Annotated in this window: 19 protein-coding genes, 1 pseudogene and 1 riboswitch; of the genes and pseudogenes, 7 read left to right on the top strand and 13 right to left on the bottom strand. The window is 42.6% G+C overall.

The window, feature by feature from the left end:
* Positions 1-24: 24 nt before the first annotated feature.
* The 3 genes and pseudogenes from BLV33_RS30960 to BLV33_RS27605 all read right to left on the bottom strand — a co-directional run.
* Positions 25-125 (bottom strand): annotated as a pseudogene (locus tag BLV33_RS30960) (recombinase family protein); the annotation flags it as partial.
* A gap of 396 nt (positions 126-521) precedes the next feature.
* Positions 522-1,724: a YncE family protein gene (locus tag BLV33_RS30325; RefSeq protein WP_253187287.1), complete on the bottom strand. Its 1,203-nt coding sequence runs from the start codon at positions 1,722-1,724 to the stop codon at positions 522-524.
* Between the two features lie 661 nt (positions 1,725-2,385).
* Positions 2,386-2,838, bottom strand: a complete 453-nt coding sequence (locus BLV33_RS27605) for a hypothetical protein (RefSeq protein ID WP_090799542.1) — start codon at positions 2,836-2,838, stop codon at positions 2,386-2,388.
* A 388-nt stretch (positions 2,839-3,226) separates the two neighbouring features.
* Positions 3,227-3,393, top strand: a riboswitch (cyclic di-AMP (ydaO/yuaA leader).
* 201 nt (positions 3,394-3,594) lie between these two features.
* Here BLV33_RS27605 and BLV33_RS27610 point away from each other — a divergent pair.
* The 5 genes from BLV33_RS27610 (at position 3,595) to BLV33_RS27630 (ending at position 6,902) form a co-directional block, all read left to right on the top strand.
* Positions 3,595-4,146, top strand: coding sequence for an NfeD family protein (locus BLV33_RS27610; protein ID WP_090799543.1), 552 nt, complete (start codon positions 3,595-3,597; stop codon positions 4,144-4,146).
* A gap of 24 nt (positions 4,147-4,170) precedes the next feature.
* A complete protein-coding gene (locus BLV33_RS27615) occupies positions 4,171-5,217 on the top strand; it encodes a flotillin family protein (protein ID WP_090799545.1) in 1,047 nt (348 codons plus the stop codon).
* Positions 5,148-5,627, top strand: coding sequence for a flotillin domain-containing protein (locus BLV33_RS27620; RefSeq protein ID WP_090799546.1), 480 nt, complete (start codon positions 5,148-5,150; stop codon positions 5,625-5,627). Before BLV33_RS27615 ends, BLV33_RS27620 begins: the two co-directional genes overlap by 70 nt.
* Before the next feature lie 191 nt (positions 5,628-5,818).
* Positions 5,819-6,124 (top strand): hypothetical protein, encoded by a 306-nt coding sequence (locus BLV33_RS27625; RefSeq protein ID WP_253187288.1) that lies wholly within the window; start codon positions 5,819-5,821, stop codon positions 6,122-6,124.
* Positions 6,125-6,563: 439 nt separating this feature from the next.
* Positions 6,564-6,902 carry a YmaF family protein gene (locus BLV33_RS27630; protein ID WP_090799548.1) on the top strand — a complete coding sequence of 113 codons (339 nt, stop codon included), beginning with the start codon at positions 6,564-6,566 and terminating at the stop codon, positions 6,900-6,902.
* Positions 6,903-7,093: 191 nt separating this feature from the next.
* Here BLV33_RS27630 and BLV33_RS27635 read toward each other — a convergent pair whose 3' ends face one another.
* The 6 genes from BLV33_RS27635 to BLV33_RS27660 all read right to left on the bottom strand — a co-directional run bounded on the left by BLV33_RS27635 (position 7,094) and on the right by BLV33_RS27660 (position 10,153).
* Positions 7,094-7,546, bottom strand: a complete 453-nt coding sequence (locus BLV33_RS27635) for a hypothetical protein (RefSeq protein ID WP_090799549.1) — start codon at positions 7,544-7,546, stop codon at positions 7,094-7,096.
* 213 nt (positions 7,547-7,759) lie between these two features.
* A complete protein-coding gene (locus BLV33_RS27640) occupies positions 7,760-8,179 on the bottom strand; it encodes a GNAT family N-acetyltransferase (protein ID WP_090799551.1) in 420 nt (139 codons plus the stop codon).
* Positions 8,180-8,399: 220 nt separating this feature from the next.
* Positions 8,400-8,645 (bottom strand): hypothetical protein, encoded by a 246-nt coding sequence (locus tag BLV33_RS27645; RefSeq protein WP_090799553.1) that lies wholly within the window; start codon positions 8,643-8,645, stop codon positions 8,400-8,402.
* On the bottom strand, positions 8,608-9,060 hold the full coding sequence (locus tag BLV33_RS27650) for a hypothetical protein (RefSeq protein ID WP_171909408.1): 453 nt from the start codon (positions 9,058-9,060) through the stop codon (positions 8,608-8,610). The genes BLV33_RS27645 and BLV33_RS27650 overlap by 38 nt, the downstream gene beginning before the upstream one ends.
* On the bottom strand, positions 9,057-9,512 hold the full coding sequence (locus BLV33_RS27655; protein ID WP_090799556.1) for a hypothetical protein: 456 nt from the start codon (positions 9,510-9,512) through the stop codon (positions 9,057-9,059). The genes BLV33_RS27650 and BLV33_RS27655 overlap by 4 nt, the downstream gene beginning before the upstream one ends.
* Positions 9,513-9,553: 41 nt before the next feature.
* Positions 9,554-10,153, bottom strand: a complete 600-nt coding sequence (locus BLV33_RS27660; protein WP_090799557.1) for a hypothetical protein — start codon at positions 10,151-10,153, stop codon at positions 9,554-9,556.
* A gap of 160 nt (positions 10,154-10,313) precedes the next feature.
* Between BLV33_RS27660 and BLV33_RS30545 the strand changes: the two genes are divergently transcribed.
* Entirely contained in the window at positions 10,314-10,436 is a 123-nt protein-coding gene (locus tag BLV33_RS30545; protein WP_290439088.1) for a hypothetical protein, read from the top strand.
* Here the strand turns inward: BLV33_RS30545 and BLV33_RS27665 are convergent, their stop codons facing one another.
* From BLV33_RS27665 to BLV33_RS27675, 3 genes are all read right to left on the bottom strand, one after another.
* A complete protein-coding gene (locus BLV33_RS27665) occupies positions 10,437-11,036 on the bottom strand; it encodes a DJ-1/PfpI family protein (RefSeq protein WP_090799559.1) in 600 nt (199 codons plus the stop codon).
* Between the two features lie 359 nt (positions 11,037-11,395).
* Positions 11,396-12,973: a phytoene desaturase family protein gene (locus tag BLV33_RS27670; protein ID WP_090799560.1), complete on the bottom strand. Its 1,578-nt coding sequence runs from the start codon at positions 12,971-12,973 to the stop codon at positions 11,396-11,398.
* A 306-nt stretch (positions 12,974-13,279) separates the two neighbouring features.
* A complete protein-coding gene (locus tag BLV33_RS27675) occupies positions 13,280-13,729 on the bottom strand; it encodes a MerR family transcriptional regulator (RefSeq protein ID WP_090799562.1) in 450 nt (149 codons plus the stop codon).
* Positions 13,730-13,902: 173 nt separating this feature from the next.
* On the opposite strand from BLV33_RS27675, the gene BLV33_RS27680 reads away from it, so the two are divergent.
* Complete coding sequence (locus BLV33_RS27680) at positions 13,903-14,754, top strand: aldo/keto reductase (RefSeq protein ID WP_090799563.1); 852 nt, start codon at positions 13,903-13,905, stop codon at positions 14,752-14,754.
* A 434-nt stretch (positions 14,755-15,188) separates the two neighbouring features.
* Here BLV33_RS27680 and BLV33_RS27685 read toward each other — a convergent pair whose 3' ends face one another.
* Positions 15,189-16,187, bottom strand: a complete 999-nt coding sequence (locus BLV33_RS27685; RefSeq protein WP_253187289.1) for an aldo/keto reductase — start codon at positions 16,185-16,187, stop codon at positions 15,189-15,191.
* Positions 16,188-16,212 lie beyond the last annotated feature (25 nt).

Raw genomic sequence — 16,212 nt, forward strand, 5'->3', positions numbered from 1 at the left:
CTGACGTTGAGCAAGCTCCCCCACTTTCTCCGTGTAAATACGTTCACATCCACCAGATTTAAAGCATCAAGTTGCATGTCTAATGACTGATCGATTGTTGATACCCTTGCGTAACCAATTTTCATTTGGTATCACAGCTCTTTTATGTTATTTATTACCTATTATTATTATAGAGTTCTTTTTTTGGAACGATGAGATCTTTCTATGCATTATTCTTATTTGTTCATAAAATGTCTAATAGTGATAAAACGAAAGAGGAACATTTGTGATACATGCTCCTCTACCTTAACATTTTAAATTGGCAACACTAATTCAAATGCAATCCAGCTCTCCATAAAAATGCACCCCTTTATACAGATCGCTATTGAGTGATGTTTTCTCAATGTCTATTTTAAGGGGTACACATCTCGAAGCCAGTGGTGAAATCATATTATTGGTAAATATCTATAATAATTAGCGATGGTAATACCTTTGGCGTATTCTCTGGTTTTGCCGCAAAAATAATTATGCATTGTTAGAGACTAGTCTTCAATCGGTTGGCCGGAAGCTTTCCGAAATTCATTGGCCAGCCGATGAAACCCGGCTTTTACCACATCATCATCTGTGGCTTTATAAGCTGCTTGCAATAATGCAATTCCTTTATTGGCGTCATCGGGCGAAAGCACATATGCTGGAAAAGTTTTTTCAATCTTAATTACAGCCACTTTATTGAGGAGTGGTTCAAAGGCATAGATCGTATTCGTATCAGGCATAATGTCTAATGTATGTGAGCCACCTTTTTTGCCGCCAACATACAAGTCAGGTAACCTTCGCATAGCATCCATATCAATGACCTCTGCCAACCCGGTAGATGATTCCGCAGCGAACAAAATACGATTTTTAAGATCAACCGTTATTTGGTCTTGTCCTGCAGTAGCATCAAACTTGGCAACTATGTTACCCGACGTTGCATCCACTGCAAACATCTGCTTGCCTTTTGTAGCGATCCAAAGGATTTTTTTAACTGAATCAAAATACAAACCTCTTAAAGGTTCTTTTTCTGGCAAGTCATATGTAAACATTTTGCCAATTGTATGTGTTTTTGGGTTAATGACTAAGACATTGTTATCCTCTGGTTGGTATAGCGTATTCGTCTCTGGTACATAAACTCCCAGATCTGGACCTACTTTGGGGGAATCTTTCAAATTCATGGTGGCTATAACTGAAAATGGACTTTGAGCCGAAATGAATGACATCGTATTACTCCCATTGTTGACTACAGCAACAGCATTTTCTTTAGAAATGTAATTTATGCTGTCCGGTGCTTTGCCTCCCGTAGGGACTTTCTTAACGATTGACCAATCTTTTTTCGATATGACTACAACAGCTTCGTCTTTCTCTGACGCAACAAAGATATAATCAGAATTATACGTCAAACCATTACCTACATTTACACCGTACACGGTTGCAGCCACTGTATTCGTGTCCGTATCAATCACAATAACGTTGTTGTTTCCTTTTTGGGAAAGGTAAACTTTGTGGAGTAAGGGATCAGCCGCCACAACATCTCCTGCACCTGGTTTTCCAGGTAAATCGATTGTTGTCACTAAGTTAAATTGAACGTCTGAAGCGGCTGATGCCACCGTAGGCACTAAAGCGATTCCCAGACAACAGAGAACCATTGAAGTTTGCTGAAAACGTTTGAATAAACTGTTTGAACTACCTCTACCCATAATTCCACTCATTCTCCACATACTCATTAGATCACCTCAACATTTAATTTTACTTACTTTGAAATAATTTCAAAATATGGCTATACTCAGGTTGACATATCAATCAGAACATAATGTTTGATATAATCGATACAAACGTATGTTTGGAGTGATTCACATGGCCATTAAAATACAATTCCAATGAAGTATGTTTATCTTGAAATTCCAAGGCATTCATTATTTCGTTATTAAGACTTACAAAGCAAGTTACCAATTTTCGGAAGTTAAAAGTGAGGGTCCACCGACGGAGAGCATTACTCTTCGAGCAGAGCAAATGGAATTTGAGTACACAGACATGAAGCCGGAACGACGGGAACAACCAATAAAATCAATATTGATCAGACGAAATACATTGCGAATTAATTCTGCGCTCTGATGTCAGGGAAGGGTAACCTTCAGGCCACTTCTTTTGGTATAAGAAATCAACTCCCTTCATAATGATACGTATTGTATCATACACCTCCTTTAAGAGCAATCTTTTTCACGACCAGAATTTTGTAAAGATGACTTATCTAATGTTATTGAAGTAACTATCCTGCCCGTTCGTCAACAAACGAAAAAGGAGCTGCCACGTAGCAAGCTCCTCAGCTATAGTTCTTCGTTAGTTGAATGATTCAATATGAAAGTAACTGTTTTAATCGCTTGTCTTACCATTAATATTCCAATAACCACCCGTTAATTTTGCATCCATAACTGGGAAAGATGTGCCAGCGACAACATTCCCACCCGCTAGGTGCACATAAACTTCCGTTTTTCCTTTGGCTTTCGTGTTACCACTTTTGTAATTATCCAAAGGGTGGTTTTTAACTATAAATTTTTCTACTTCCACTGTTTTTCCATATACATTTTCAGGGTTGTTTCCTGGGAGTGTCCAGTACATTGAATAAGGCAATGTTTTGACTAAATCTTTTGTTAGAACGTAAGTCCAAACAGAACCTTCATACGATAAAACTTTGTAACCTTCATTTTCTATATATGTCTTTGCGGTTTTTGCATTTTCCGTAAATTGCTGGTTTTCAGTGGCTCTACACCCAAATAAAAATGTAGTTATTATTAAGAAAGTTAAAAACAAAGCCGTTTTTCTCAAAGAAACCCTCCTTCAAATTATTATTTAATCCAATTTTAATGTGTTACTTGATTTTCTTATTCCCCTTGGTGTTCTCACGTTCTTTACCCTAAGTAACGAAAGCTCGCTAACTAATGTTGCAGTGGAACTATACTGCCCGTTAGCGTAGCAGGCTACCGTGATTAAATTTGCGGTAGCCTGCTGTGGTATTTTTATTGAGCTATCGATCCCCTATAGTTCAATCATAAAATATAGAGAATTCCTGATAAAACTCTAGATAGTGAAAGAAAAACAGTGTTGTATGCGCCTTCACTTTAACTATTATCTTTATATTGTCATCAATTCATTTAACATCCGATTTTACATTATTTACAAGTAGGAGTATTATTCAATTCATCAATTAAATACTGTTCCTAAATCGCTGAATCCTGATAAGGAACGGGGGAACCATTGACGATAACTTTTGGTTATCGTATGGGGTGAATCCATCAAGCAGATATTTATTTGCCTGGTGGTAGGGCAATCTCGTTGCCCTAATCCGTCAGCTAACCTCGTAAGCGTTGAATGAGAGAGGATGACCGCCATGATCAACTATCATTCACCACGGAGAGCCATGTGCTTCTGTGGTTTTTTTAATGCTAGATGCCAAATAATCGGATTCATAATCAAGACATTGGGATGGTCATGATTATTGGTTTGATTGAATTGCAGTACCATATGTTAAGTCAGAATCATTTCGCAACAGAACGTACCGTCTAACGAAAAGAGAGGTGATATATGTTTATGCTTACCTTGTATATCATAAGTTTTTGGGTAGGGCTGATTCTCACCTTGATTACAAGCTTTTTTGGGGGACACGGTGGCCATCATTTGAATGTCCATTTGGGTAACCACTCTACTGATTTTCATGCAGGTCACTCGCCGCTCAATCTTTCAACCATTCTTGCATTCCTTACTGGGTTCGGAGGAATGGGTTATATCCTTCTCAATAATAGTTTTATCGGCGGAATACTAATTATTTTCATCGCCACTATCACCGGTTTTATTATTGCTGCATTATTGTTCATTTTCTTATCTAAAGTATTATTGCGCGATGAGAGTGTGATGAAGGAAATGGATTACCAACTTGCCGGAACACTAGGTACGATAAGTATTCCAGTTCAAATAGAAAGCATTGGTGAAATGAAATTTATTTTAAATGGAACGACACGCTCTATTGGTGTGAAGGAACAAGATGGACAGATAATCCCTAAAGGTACAAAAGTGGTTATTTTGAAAATTGAAAAAGGGATTGCAGTAGTTTCTAAGTTTGAGAACAATGAATTCTAACTCCAAAAAAGAGGTGCATGTACTATGGTTGTTATTTATATTATCGGTGCCATTGTAGTTGTCGTTTTATTGCTCTTATCCAGTATGATTAATGCCTATAAAAAAGTCCCTCCAAACCAAGCGTTAATCGTCTATGGTCTTGGGGGGAAACGAGTTATACAGGGTGGAGGCCTGTTTGTAATGCCCGGTTTACAAAACTCTAAAACAATATCAATGATGCTTATGAGTTTTGATGTAGTTCCACAACAATCGATGTTCTCCAAACAAGGTATTGCACTCAATATTGAAGCAGTTGCACAGATCAAAATCAAAAGTGATCCTACAGCAATCCTCACTGCAAGTGAGCAGTTTCTGGACAGACCCGATACTGAGCGAGAAAATATCATCTTGCACTCCATAGAAGGGCACCTTCGTGGTATTGTGGGACAATTGGAGGTTTCCTCAATATTGAAAAACCCTGAGGAAATTAACAGTAAAATGCGTCAGACGTGTTCGGAGGATTTAGATAAAATGGGGTTGGAAGTCGTAAGCTTCACTATTAAGAGGGTAATGGATAAACTTGGGTATATAGATAATTTAGGGGTTCCAGAAATTGAAAGAGTTAAGAAAGAAGCCGCTATATCACGTACCCAGAATGAGAGGGACGTTGCAATTAACAAAGCTGAAGCAGATAAAGCAGCAGCCATTGCACAAGCTAGCGCACACCAAGAACGAATTGAAGCTGAATCTGCTTCAAAAACCAAAGAATCCGAACATCAGAAAGAGCTTGAAGTGAAGCAAGCTGAATTCAAGTTGGAAGTAGAAGCAAAGCGGGCACAAGCGGACCTTGCGTATGAGTTGCAGCAATCCAAGCTACAACAGCAAATTATCACTGAGAAAGTCCGCATTAATCAATTAGAAGCTGAAGCAAATGCCAAGGTACGTGATGCTGAGATTGAGTTGAAGGAAAAAGAATTACAGGCAACCATAATTAAACCTGAGAAGCAGATAAACAGGCTGCTGTGCTTCGTGCAGAAGGTGATAAAGCACAAGCTATTCTTCAAGCGGAAGCAGAAGCAGAAACCACAATAAAACGTGGAGACGCGGATGCATTAGCAACGCTCGCCAAAGGTAAAGCTGAAGCAGAGGTCATTAAGATGGCTGGTCTTTCTGAAGCGGAAGCATTAGAGAAAAAAGCTGAGGCTTACAAGGAATATACACAACAAGCATTAGTCGTCGAAATGCTGAGGATCTTACCTGAGCTTGCAGAACGCATTGCACAGCCACTAACTAATGTGGACAAAATTACCGTTATCTCGCAGGATGGTGCAACTTCCGGTATAAATAAAATCACTTCGGACATCACAAAAATGATGTCCTCAGTTCCAGAGTTGACTCAAACATTAACAGGCTATCCGCTAATGGATATTATCAAAAACGTACTTCACCCATCGAACAAAGAACCGGTTGAAGTCATGAAAATTGAGTCAGTGAAAAACTAATAATTGAAAAATAGGGGTGTGCTTCTCAAGTTTGCAAGGAACCGCATTACAGCATCTCCATCATCTCGCGTTTTATTTCGAGAAGTACAAAAATGGCTTTAAAAAGAAGGATTTTTTTATGATAGGAAGAATTTAACTATCAACGGCGTTAACACTTCTAACAAAAAATAACTTTAGCGAAGGGCAAGTGATTGAGCCATGATCAAACAACGATTGAAATATTGGAGATAGAAATTCCCGATAAAAACAAAGATATCGTACTTTATACCAAACACGTGATCAAATCGCTGGATGAATTTGAGGAACATCACCGAAAGCTAGTAGCGGCTCAAGCCATTGCTGGTATCAAGCCAATAGGTGATCAGGAAGTGGCGTTCTACGAAACCGTGAGACAGATGAAAGAGCAAATCATCTCAACGCTAGAGCAAACCATCGACGATCTCAAACACAAGGGCGACAAGTATTACGAGAAACAATTTCCGGACGGAGTTGAATAAATAGCGCATTCCCTATTGGTTCAGAAAGATCTTCTTTCATGAAATCGTCGGGCATTTTTTCGACCATATTTAAACAACTTTATATATCCTAACTGAACAGGAGCTACGTTGGCGCAGCTCCTGTTTTGCACATGGTGTTTTGTGTACATGTCCTTTATTGAGCTATCGTTTTCCGTTAGCTTAACAAACTAACGATTAAATAGGCGGCTGACCGTGGCGTCGTGATAGGTGTTTCCCATACCTGACGGACATACACATTTCATACGCTGTACGACTGGTGATGCAATACCGATTCAGGATGCGGCCATTATCATTTTTTTTAGGGGTTTAAGACGGTTAACGGGAGTTACCCGCACGCAACGCTTATCAGGGAAGAACCGGTGACGAGGACATGTAAATCGGAATATAATAGGCACAAAAGTGATTAGGCGGGTGTTGAATAATGGCGGTTACCAAAGATACTTTTGTGCCTGGTTTTGTTCCGGAGCATAATCATGGGTCAGTTGATTACACTTCCGTTGCCCAAGGACACGTTCACCAATGTTTGGATGTAACCTCCCCACCTATTCTGACGGCTGACGGAGGACATATTCATTTCACGGAAGGTTACGTAATGTTTGAAAATGGACACAAGCACTATTACAAAGCACATTCTGGACCCGCGATTCCGGTTGGGAACGGTATGCATGTCCATTACTATGATTTTTACACTACAACAGATGATGGCCATAATCATCATGTCCAGGGAGTGGATATGCCAGCGCCGGGAACCAAGTAAATTACCAAAAATGTTTAATACCGTTGTTAATGGGCTTTACCCAAGCATAAAGCCCCTTGTCCTCCCAAAGAATATCCCTGCTCAAAAAAAGTGTCTGTTAGCACAGCAGGCTACCGTGATTATTGTCGGTGGCCTGCTGTATCTTGTTATTGATCTATCGTTTCCGTTAGTTCAATCATTCAATAACTGTTTTAATCTCTTGTCTTACCATTAATATTCCAATAGCCACCCGTTAATTGTGTATCCATAACTGGGAAAGATGTGCCAGCGACAACATTCCCACCCGCTAGGTGCACATAAACTTCCGTTTTTCCTTTGGCTTTCGTGTTACCACTTTTGTAGTTATCCAAAGGGTGGTTTTTAACTATAAATTTTTCAACCTCCACCGTTTTTCCATATACATTTTCAGGGTTGTTTCCTGGGATTGTCCAGTACATTGAATAAGGCAATGTTTTGACTAAATCTTTTGTTAGAACGTAAGTCGAAACAGAACCTTCATATGATAAAACTTTGTAACCTTCATTTTCTATATATGTCTTTGCGGTTTTTGCATTTTCCGTAAATTGCTGGTTTTCCGTGTCTCTACACCCAAATAAAAACGTAGTTATTATTAAGAAAGTTAAAAACAAAGCCGTTTTTCTCAAAGAAACCCTCCTTCAAATTATTATTTAATCCAATTTTAATATGTTACTAACAACTCTACCAACTTTTTTTCTTATTCCCCTTGGTGTTCTCACGTTCTTCCTAATTAATGAAAGCAGCAGTGGAGTTATACTGCCCGTTACTTCAACAAACGAAAAAAGTACGGCAAACTCATCTACTTTCTTTTCCCGTTACTGCAATAATTGTAGCCTTACTTATTCTAGGTACTCATTACTAAGAATTTGATTTAAATACCTCGCCATTCCCGTTCTCACTTTTTTAAATCCAAGCTTTCGGTAAAAGTCTTCATTTCCAGTAGTTGAAATTAAATGAACGCATGAGACATGACAGAGATTTTCAAGTAAATTATTTATAATCTTTTTTGCTATTCCTTGCTTCTGAAATTCTATGTGGACGACAACATCATAAATTGCAGCATTAAAAACTCCATCTGAAATTGCTCTACCCAATCCAACAGTTTGACCATTAATTGTAGCTATTGCAATAACATTACTTGCTTCATAAATTTGTTTAATAATATCATTTGTGTGTCTTATCCAACCAACCGAGTTATAAATTCCTCTCATCTCGTCCAGATTAGCTTTAGAAAAATCACTATGTATTTTCAAATCCATCTTAATCCTCCTTATGATATATTGGGTTTTTGATATCCTTCTATTTTAAAATTAGATAATCCTTTCTTTGTTTCAGTAACTTGTAGCTCGTGTTATGAACAAGCTAAAAAGGAGCCGCAGCAAAGCAAGCTCCTCAACATAGCCTAGTGGGAACTCGCATGTACTAGATGTTGTGATAGGACAGGACTAACCATCTCCTCCTATTCGATTTCCGATTTTTTTATGCTGATTGATTGCCGTGTGCGGAATTCTGCTCACCCCTTTGGCGAAGAAGGAGAACGATCGCCGCAAGCAACCACCAAAGTCCTTGCCCCATTGCCAGATAATCGACCAGATATTGAAATTGGCCGTAGAGCGCAACAACTCCCATGATGGCAAAAGCGACCCCAATGAAAAGCGCGGCATAGCCGAAAGGGCGTGGGAGAGTCTTAGCTCCGAGAATGACGGTACCCAGCGAAAGAAACAAGGCCGGCGCCCCCACCTGAGAAGAGGTGTTGGGTAGACTTGATCAGATCGATATTGGCCACAACCGTCTCCCTCGTACTCGTGAGGGAATTAAGATAAAAGTTCACTTCGATCACACTGACGACCATCAGGAGCATCCCTCCGAAGAAGGAGGCCCAACCGGAAAAGCGATTGGCTGCTCCGGACAAATGGACAATGGCGAAGGCGAACAGAACAAGCAGCATCGTGCCCATCGTCTGCATCCAAGCCCCCGTAAGAATCGAGTTTTTATGCGCGGTGCCAAATGCGATTAATTGATCCAATGTATCGTCAGCCGGCGGTGCAGGATTAATGATAAAGGAAGTGATCAAAACAATAACGCCAATTATCCCCATGATGCCTATCAACTGTCGAAATCGGTTTTGAACCATTTTCATAATCCCTCCTGATTAATAATGATTTTGTTCTTATTAAGGCGAATCGCTTTCTTGATCGTATCGATCGCTAGGTCAATGATGAGCAAAAAACTTTGGTCATCCAGTTCATCCACATGCTGTAACAGCCATTCGTCTGTAGCCCCGTCAATTCCTTTAAACCAAGCTAATAGCAATTCGTCGGGCAAATCCTTGCGAATAAGCCCAAACTCTTGACCCCGCTTTATTATGGCACCCATCCCTTTCCTCATATAATCGCTCATCATGCGAATCTGGTTGGCAATTTGTTCATGGTGTTGTAGGGAGTCCGTAGATAAACGCTCGAGCGACCTCAAGGCTCCAAACAACCAAGGTTCGTGCTTGAATTGAAGCAGAGGTCGGTGATGAATCGCGGTCAGCGTCTCCCAAAATGTTTCTGCGTTTAGCGAATCAAGCTCGTTCGGTTTAGGTGCCAACTCGAGCTGATCAACACAATGTCTTCACAAGACAACAAAACTTATTTACCGAATATTAACTTTTTATCAACCAAATCCATGTAGTTTTTTTCAGCATATTCGGATAAACCTGTCAAAATATCAGTAGCCACTCTTGCATTTTTCTCCAATGATAGTGGATGATCATCTGTTTTGCCTTTAATAATTTGGTTCCAGTTATGGGTGACGTTCAGGATCGTATTTATTTGAGTTCGTTCGTTCTCGTCAAGATTTCGAATATCTCGAATCATTGCTTGCTCGTTACGAAAGTACATCCAGATAAGATAAGCAATATTCGACGTATAATTGTTGAGTACGGTCTGATTTCTCGAATCGATGGTTTTAACAAGGTTAAAAAGTTCACCTGATTGTTTGGATAAGTCCAAATATGTGTCCGTCAGCTGGTTTAATGTCGAAGCCGATAGCGTACTGTCTTTCAGTAGTTCATTTAGCATTCTTTCGTTGTCAGCCGTCTCTTGCACCAAACGATCGGCTACTTGATTAACTCGAGAGATATGCTCGTGTCGAGAAGTTACAATCGTCCTATACTGATGAAAATTGACAACTAGGGAAGCCGCCAATAAGATTCCTAGCACGATGGACGCAGTTCTTAGAAGGTACATTGTCTTCCTGATACTGGTTCACCTCCGGAACACAATAGAGCAAAACAATATTAATCTAAATCCATCTTGAGTTGTAAAGTCTCATCAAATCCTAATTGGTATATATTCCCTTAAAGCTGCATCATTCCTTTTCAAATCAAAAATATTAAGGGGGGGATTTATGAAGGTGTTCTATAACACAACCAACCAGTTGTCGTGGATCTTTGGCAACTGGTTGGTTGTTGTTATTCACGAGGCAACCCTTGAGATTGAACTATCGTTCTCCGTTAGTGCAATTACATAGTTAGATGTTAGTAATTTCATATTCCATTCGCTTTGCGGTGTTTAAGGCTATATCTTCGCTTATTAAACGACGTATTACATGGAAAGACATATGTATTCCTGATGATATACCTCCAGAAGTAATAATATTACCTTCATCCACATATCTCTTATTTCTTAACACTTTAACGTTTGGAAATTCAGTTTCAAGTCGATTTATATCCATCCAGTGAGTTGTTGCTGTTTTATTATCTAATAGTCCAGCTTTTGCGAGAAGAAACGCTCCTGTACAGACTGATGTAAGTAGTTCTACTTTTGTAGATTGTTCTTGAATCCATTTAATTACCTCCAAATTATGAATTTCTATTTCCTCTGCTCCATAACCACCTGGAACAATAAGAATATCAAATGAAGTAGCAGTTTCAAAACTGTAATCAGGTTTAACCATTAGTCCATTACGGGCTCTAATTAGATCTCCATGTTGAGATACTGTCTTTACATGAAAAGTCTTTTCTCCGGTTTCAGGAAACTCAGTAATGGAAAATACCTCGAAGGGACCCGCAAAATCTAAGACTTCTACCTCGTTAAATAAGAGCAAACCTACATTCCATTTTAAACTCATGTAAACAACTCCCTCACGTTTCTATTGTTTTATAATTCAATACAATCATTCAACTCCTGCAACTTTACTTTTGAAGTAAACTGCCCGTTGATATGAAAAAAAGGTTGAGTTTAGTCAAACTGTACCTATTGAGATTTTTTCATTAAAATTTGTGACCCAAAGGTCATGGATGGTTACTTCAATAAAAGGAACTGCAACAAAGCAAGCTCCTCCAGTATGTACCCGTCCCTCAATAATTTTCTTTAGAAATGAATTGAAATCCTAGGCCAAAGGCAGGATTGTTTCTCGCTCCGCATGGAAGAACAATTTAAGCGACTCACAAACAAAAAACGCTCTCACCATTACGTGAGAGCGTTATTCTATTGCGACAAGAGTTGTTGAGCTACAATATAGCCCGACCCGCCATTCACCCCATGACCTGGCCAGGTCGCGGCGCCGAGTATATACACATTCGGAACCGCCGACTGATGGCCTGGTTGTCCCGGCAGCGGGCTGAGCAGGTAGCTTTGTGCCAGATCGTGCGCACCGCCGTAGGGATCCCCCGGTCCCGCGTTCGGATTGAATCGAGCGATTGAGTTCGGTGTAACGACATGTTTTCCGATCACCGCGCTTGGGATGTTCGGAATATGTTTGCTCACAACATTCAGAACGCGTTCTGTAAAACGCTCCGTGAGATCATGCGTCCAAATGCCATCCCCCACATCGATCTGGCCGGCAGCATCCCCGCGCGGACGGGTTGGCACTTCAAGCACTTGGATGCGCATGATCGCCTTGCCTGCAGGCGCACGAGTGGGATCGAGGTTAGTCGAACAGTCGACGGTAAAGGTCGGCTTCGCCGGTAGCAAATCGACCATCCCCTGTGCAATCGCCAAAGTAAATCCGTCCAGCCCATCTGTCAGGTGAGGCTGACCGACTCGGTTAAAGCGTGCATCCGGCCAGCGTGGCGGCTCATTGAGTGCCAAATGAATCTGCACGCAGCCGCGTCCGTATCGATACTGTTTTGCTTGGGCACGCAGTGTCGGGGAGATGTCGCTATCGGAGAGCAGCGAGATATACAATTGGTCCGGTGTGGTCGAGGCCACGACCGCCTGCTTGGCAAGGTATTTTTTACCCTTTGCTGTACGGACGCCAACAGCACGACCGTTCTCCACTAAGATGCGCTCGACCTGCGAGTCCGTGAAAATCTCTCCGCCCTGATCCATCACCAATTGTGCCAATGCCTGAACCAGTTTTTCACTGCCGCCTACCGGAATAGGCATCCCGCCGCTCATAAGTGCCATCACGGTGAGCGGGACCCAAATTCCGCTTCCGACTTCATCCGGTGTACGGCCAAGATGGGTGACCCAAGAGGCCAACATACCCCGCATCACAGGAGACTGGAGGGAGTTTACCGCATGACGAGCAGTCGTAAACAACGACCCCGCGAACGACGAATAGCCGGTGCGACCCTCTTCGTGAAGTAAGCGCTTGAGGATGGGAGCGGCTTCCAGGCTGGAAAGATCCATGGCAAACAGGCCGAACACATCGTTGACATAAGGATTTAACTGTTCAAAGATGCTTGCCAAAGCAGTGCCGTCTCCAGGAGCCAACCGTTCCGCCTCAGCGATGAGGTCCTCAAAGGAGCGGGGTAGTACGGCCGTGCGCCCATCTTCCATAGAAACACCGGTCGGCAGGTCCGTATTCACATAGCGCAGCCCGCGAGCTTCCAAGGCCTCCCGCAGCTCTGCATAAGCCGGTCCCGTCGTAAAGAGCGGATGAGCGGCCGCATACACATCATGTTTGAATCCCGGGAGCGTGAGTTCTTCGGTGCGTACGAAGCCGCCCGGGCGATCGTTTTTCTCCAAGACAAGTACGCTGCGACCCGCGCGCGTTAAGTAGGCAGCAGTTATCAAGGCATTGTGCCCGCTACCGATAATCACTATATCGAAAGTTTCCATCGTATCTCTCCTTAAATGATGTGGCATCCGTAGAAAGATATTCGATTGGTTTATGTCTGATTACAAAAAAAATTTTGAACTCCAGGTTCTTGCTTCCGGTCTGACTCCCAACGCCATAGCCCCCACGCGACCGCTACCAAGAAGCATCTTCAGACCTCCTTTAAACACCAGGCACATGACATATTCCAACTATCGTTTCCCGTTAGTTCAATCTAGACTGATGTGGATCTTGTTCATTGCCAAGCCAATCAGGAGTTTTAAACCGAAGATTTTCTTCAGAGCGGTTGATGTGCTCACGAATATCTTTCACGCCTTCCGAACAGAGGGCGAGTAAAATACGTCACAATGCATATGCTGAATTTTGTCCCAGTTGCCGGGATTGGTCGTGTCTGGAGAGCGGTGCTCCAGAATGGCCTGATATAGAGCGGTTTTTTGTTCCAAATGGGCAACATGCCGTCTGGCTTCTTCGAGCTTAACGAGCGCCGCTTCTTTATGCTCCATCATGAGTGCGCTGCGTTGCGGAATGGTCGAATCCCCTTCGAGACAGAGGTCGACGTACGTTTTGATGACCTCAATCGGCATCCCGGATTGCTTGAGGCATTTGACTCCATGCAGCCAGTTGATCGATTCTTCGTCGAACATCCGAATGTTGTTTTGATTGCGCTGTACGCTCGGCACCAGGCCTTTATCCGTGTAAAAGCGCACGGCGTGCTCGGTGAGTCCCGTTATCAAGGCGGCTTCTTTGACCGTATGCATGTGGAATCCTCCTTGGGAAATAATTTATTGATGACGGCTTGACTTCGTGTTACACGAAGGCTCTAAGCTTATTGTAATGCAAATCAGCCGTAAGCGGAATCCCCGCTGCGGTGCCCAATTCCCGGGATGCGCGCCATTTGCTGTTTTACATTTGAACAATGGGAGGAATTACAATGCAAACTGTAACATTGAACAACGGAGTGAAAATGCCGATCATCGGCTTCGGTGTCTACCAAGTTCCCGATGCTGAAGAATGCGAGAACGCAGTATATGAAGCGCTGATGGCCGGTTACCGACTGATCGACACCGCCGCCGGTTACCTGAACGAGGAAGCGGTCGGACGTGCGATCAAACGCAGCGGCGTACCACGTGAGGAGCTGTTCATCACGACAAAGCTCTGGGTTCAAGATGCCGGCTACGAGAGTGCCAAGCTGGCGTTTGCCAAATCCTTGAATAAGCTACAGCTCGACTATCTCGATCTATACCTTATTCACCAGCCATTTGGCGATTACTACGGCGCTTGGCGTGCGATGGAAGACCTGTACCGCGAAGGCAAGATCAAGGCGATCGGTGTCAGCAATTTCCTTCCCGACCGTCTGATGGATCTCATCGTGCATAACGAACTCGTGCCCGCCGTCAACCAGGTCGAAACGCACCCGTTCTACCAGCAGATCGAGAGCGCAGCTTTTATGAAAGAGCAGGGAGTACAGCACCAGTCGTGGGCGCCGTTCGCTGAAGGACTCAACAACATGTTCGGCAACGAAGTGCTGATCTCGATCGCGGAAAAACACAACAAGTCCGTCGCCCAGGTCGTGTTGCGCTGGCTTGTTCAGCGTGAAGTCGTTGTTATTCCAAAATCGGTACGCAAAGAGCGGATCGTCGAAAACTTCGACATTTTCGATTTTGAGTTGAGCGCGGGCGATATGAAACATATTTCCGCCCTCGATACGCGGGAAACTCTTTTCTTATCGTACCACGATCCGAAGTTCGCCAAGATGCTGGGCACCTTGAGAGTCGATCTGTAAACCTTGATCGAACCGTAAAATCATCACGCGTTTATCCTCATCTATTAAGAAAGGACAGGGCGGGCGCCCCTGTCCTTTCTTTACTTGAATTGCAAATTCTAAGAATAGCAAAACTGCTTCTACCGGTGTAACGAAATCTATACTCCCACCAATACAGGTAACACACAGAACCACCGAGACCTCCATAACTATCCTGCCAAATAGCTTAACGGCTGCCAATCTGCCGGCAGCCGTTTGTCTCGTTTCGCTATAGTTCCTCGATAGCTTAATGACACAAGGCTACGAGACTTGTCCTTTACTCATTCAAGTTATCGTTAACTTACTTAGAAGTTGTTGCATATTTCGAGTACAGCATTAAATTCTCATTTTGCTTCAGCCGCATCATTCGTTGTACTTAATTGAACGAATACACCAGTTTTGCACCGACTCTACTTTTATGTGAGATCCCTCAGCCTGTGAATATCTTCATCTTTTCTGTCGCCGTGGATCACAATTTTAGCAAGTTCATTCTCAATTTGATTATATTCAACATCTGTTAGCTCGACGTCAGCTGCCCCTAGATTTTCTTGAATTCGCTCAAGTTTTCGCGAACCAGGAATTGGTACTATAAACTCTTTTTTATGCAACATCCATGCTAGAGAAATCTGCGCCGGGGTGGCACCCTTTACTTCTGCAAATCGGGTCAATAAATCCAGCAATGGCTGATTGGCCACAATATTCTCGTTGTTGAAGCGAGTGATCACTCTCCTTGCATCAATTCCGACATACTCAGTATCGCCTTGGACTTTCCCGGACAAAAATCCGTTACCAAGCGGAGAGAACGGAACGAAACCGATACCGAGTTCTTCACAAGTGGGGATCACATCCTTTTCAAATTTCCGTTCCATCATAGAATACTCGCTCTGAATCGCCGTCAAGGGAGTTACCGCATGTGCGCGCCTTATTTCATCTTCTGTGGCCTGCGACTGCCCCCAGCCCAGGATTTTTCCTTCTTTAATCAGTTCGCCCATGCAGTATGCGATATCTTCAACGGGAATGTCCTTGTTTACTCTAGCTTGATAATAGAGGTCGATATGATCGGTTCCAAGTCTTTTCAGTGAAGCTTCCACACGCCCCCTGATTTGCTGCAGCATCTTCTCGGTAGAGCTCGCTTCGTCGTTTTTTTCATACAAAATCTTGGTCGCGATGATAACCTGATCACGGATCGGTTTAAGTGCTTCACCCAGCAGTTCCTCATTGGAACCCATGCCATAGAACTCGGCCGTATCGAAAAGAGTACTGCCTAATTCATAAGCCTTGCGAATCAGATCAATAGCCTCTCTGCGGTCTGTTGCATCGCCATAGCCTATAGATAGGCCCATACAGCCATAACCGATTGCGGACACTTCTAAATTTCTTAATTTTCTTGTATGCATTGCTTTTGCTCCCTTCATTCTCTTCACTTCCCTTCTAATGTTA

It is taken from the genome of Paenibacillus sp. GP183 (assembly GCF_900104695.1).
Classification (GTDB): domain Bacteria; phylum Bacillota; class Bacilli; order Paenibacillales; family NBRC-103111; genus Paenibacillus_AI.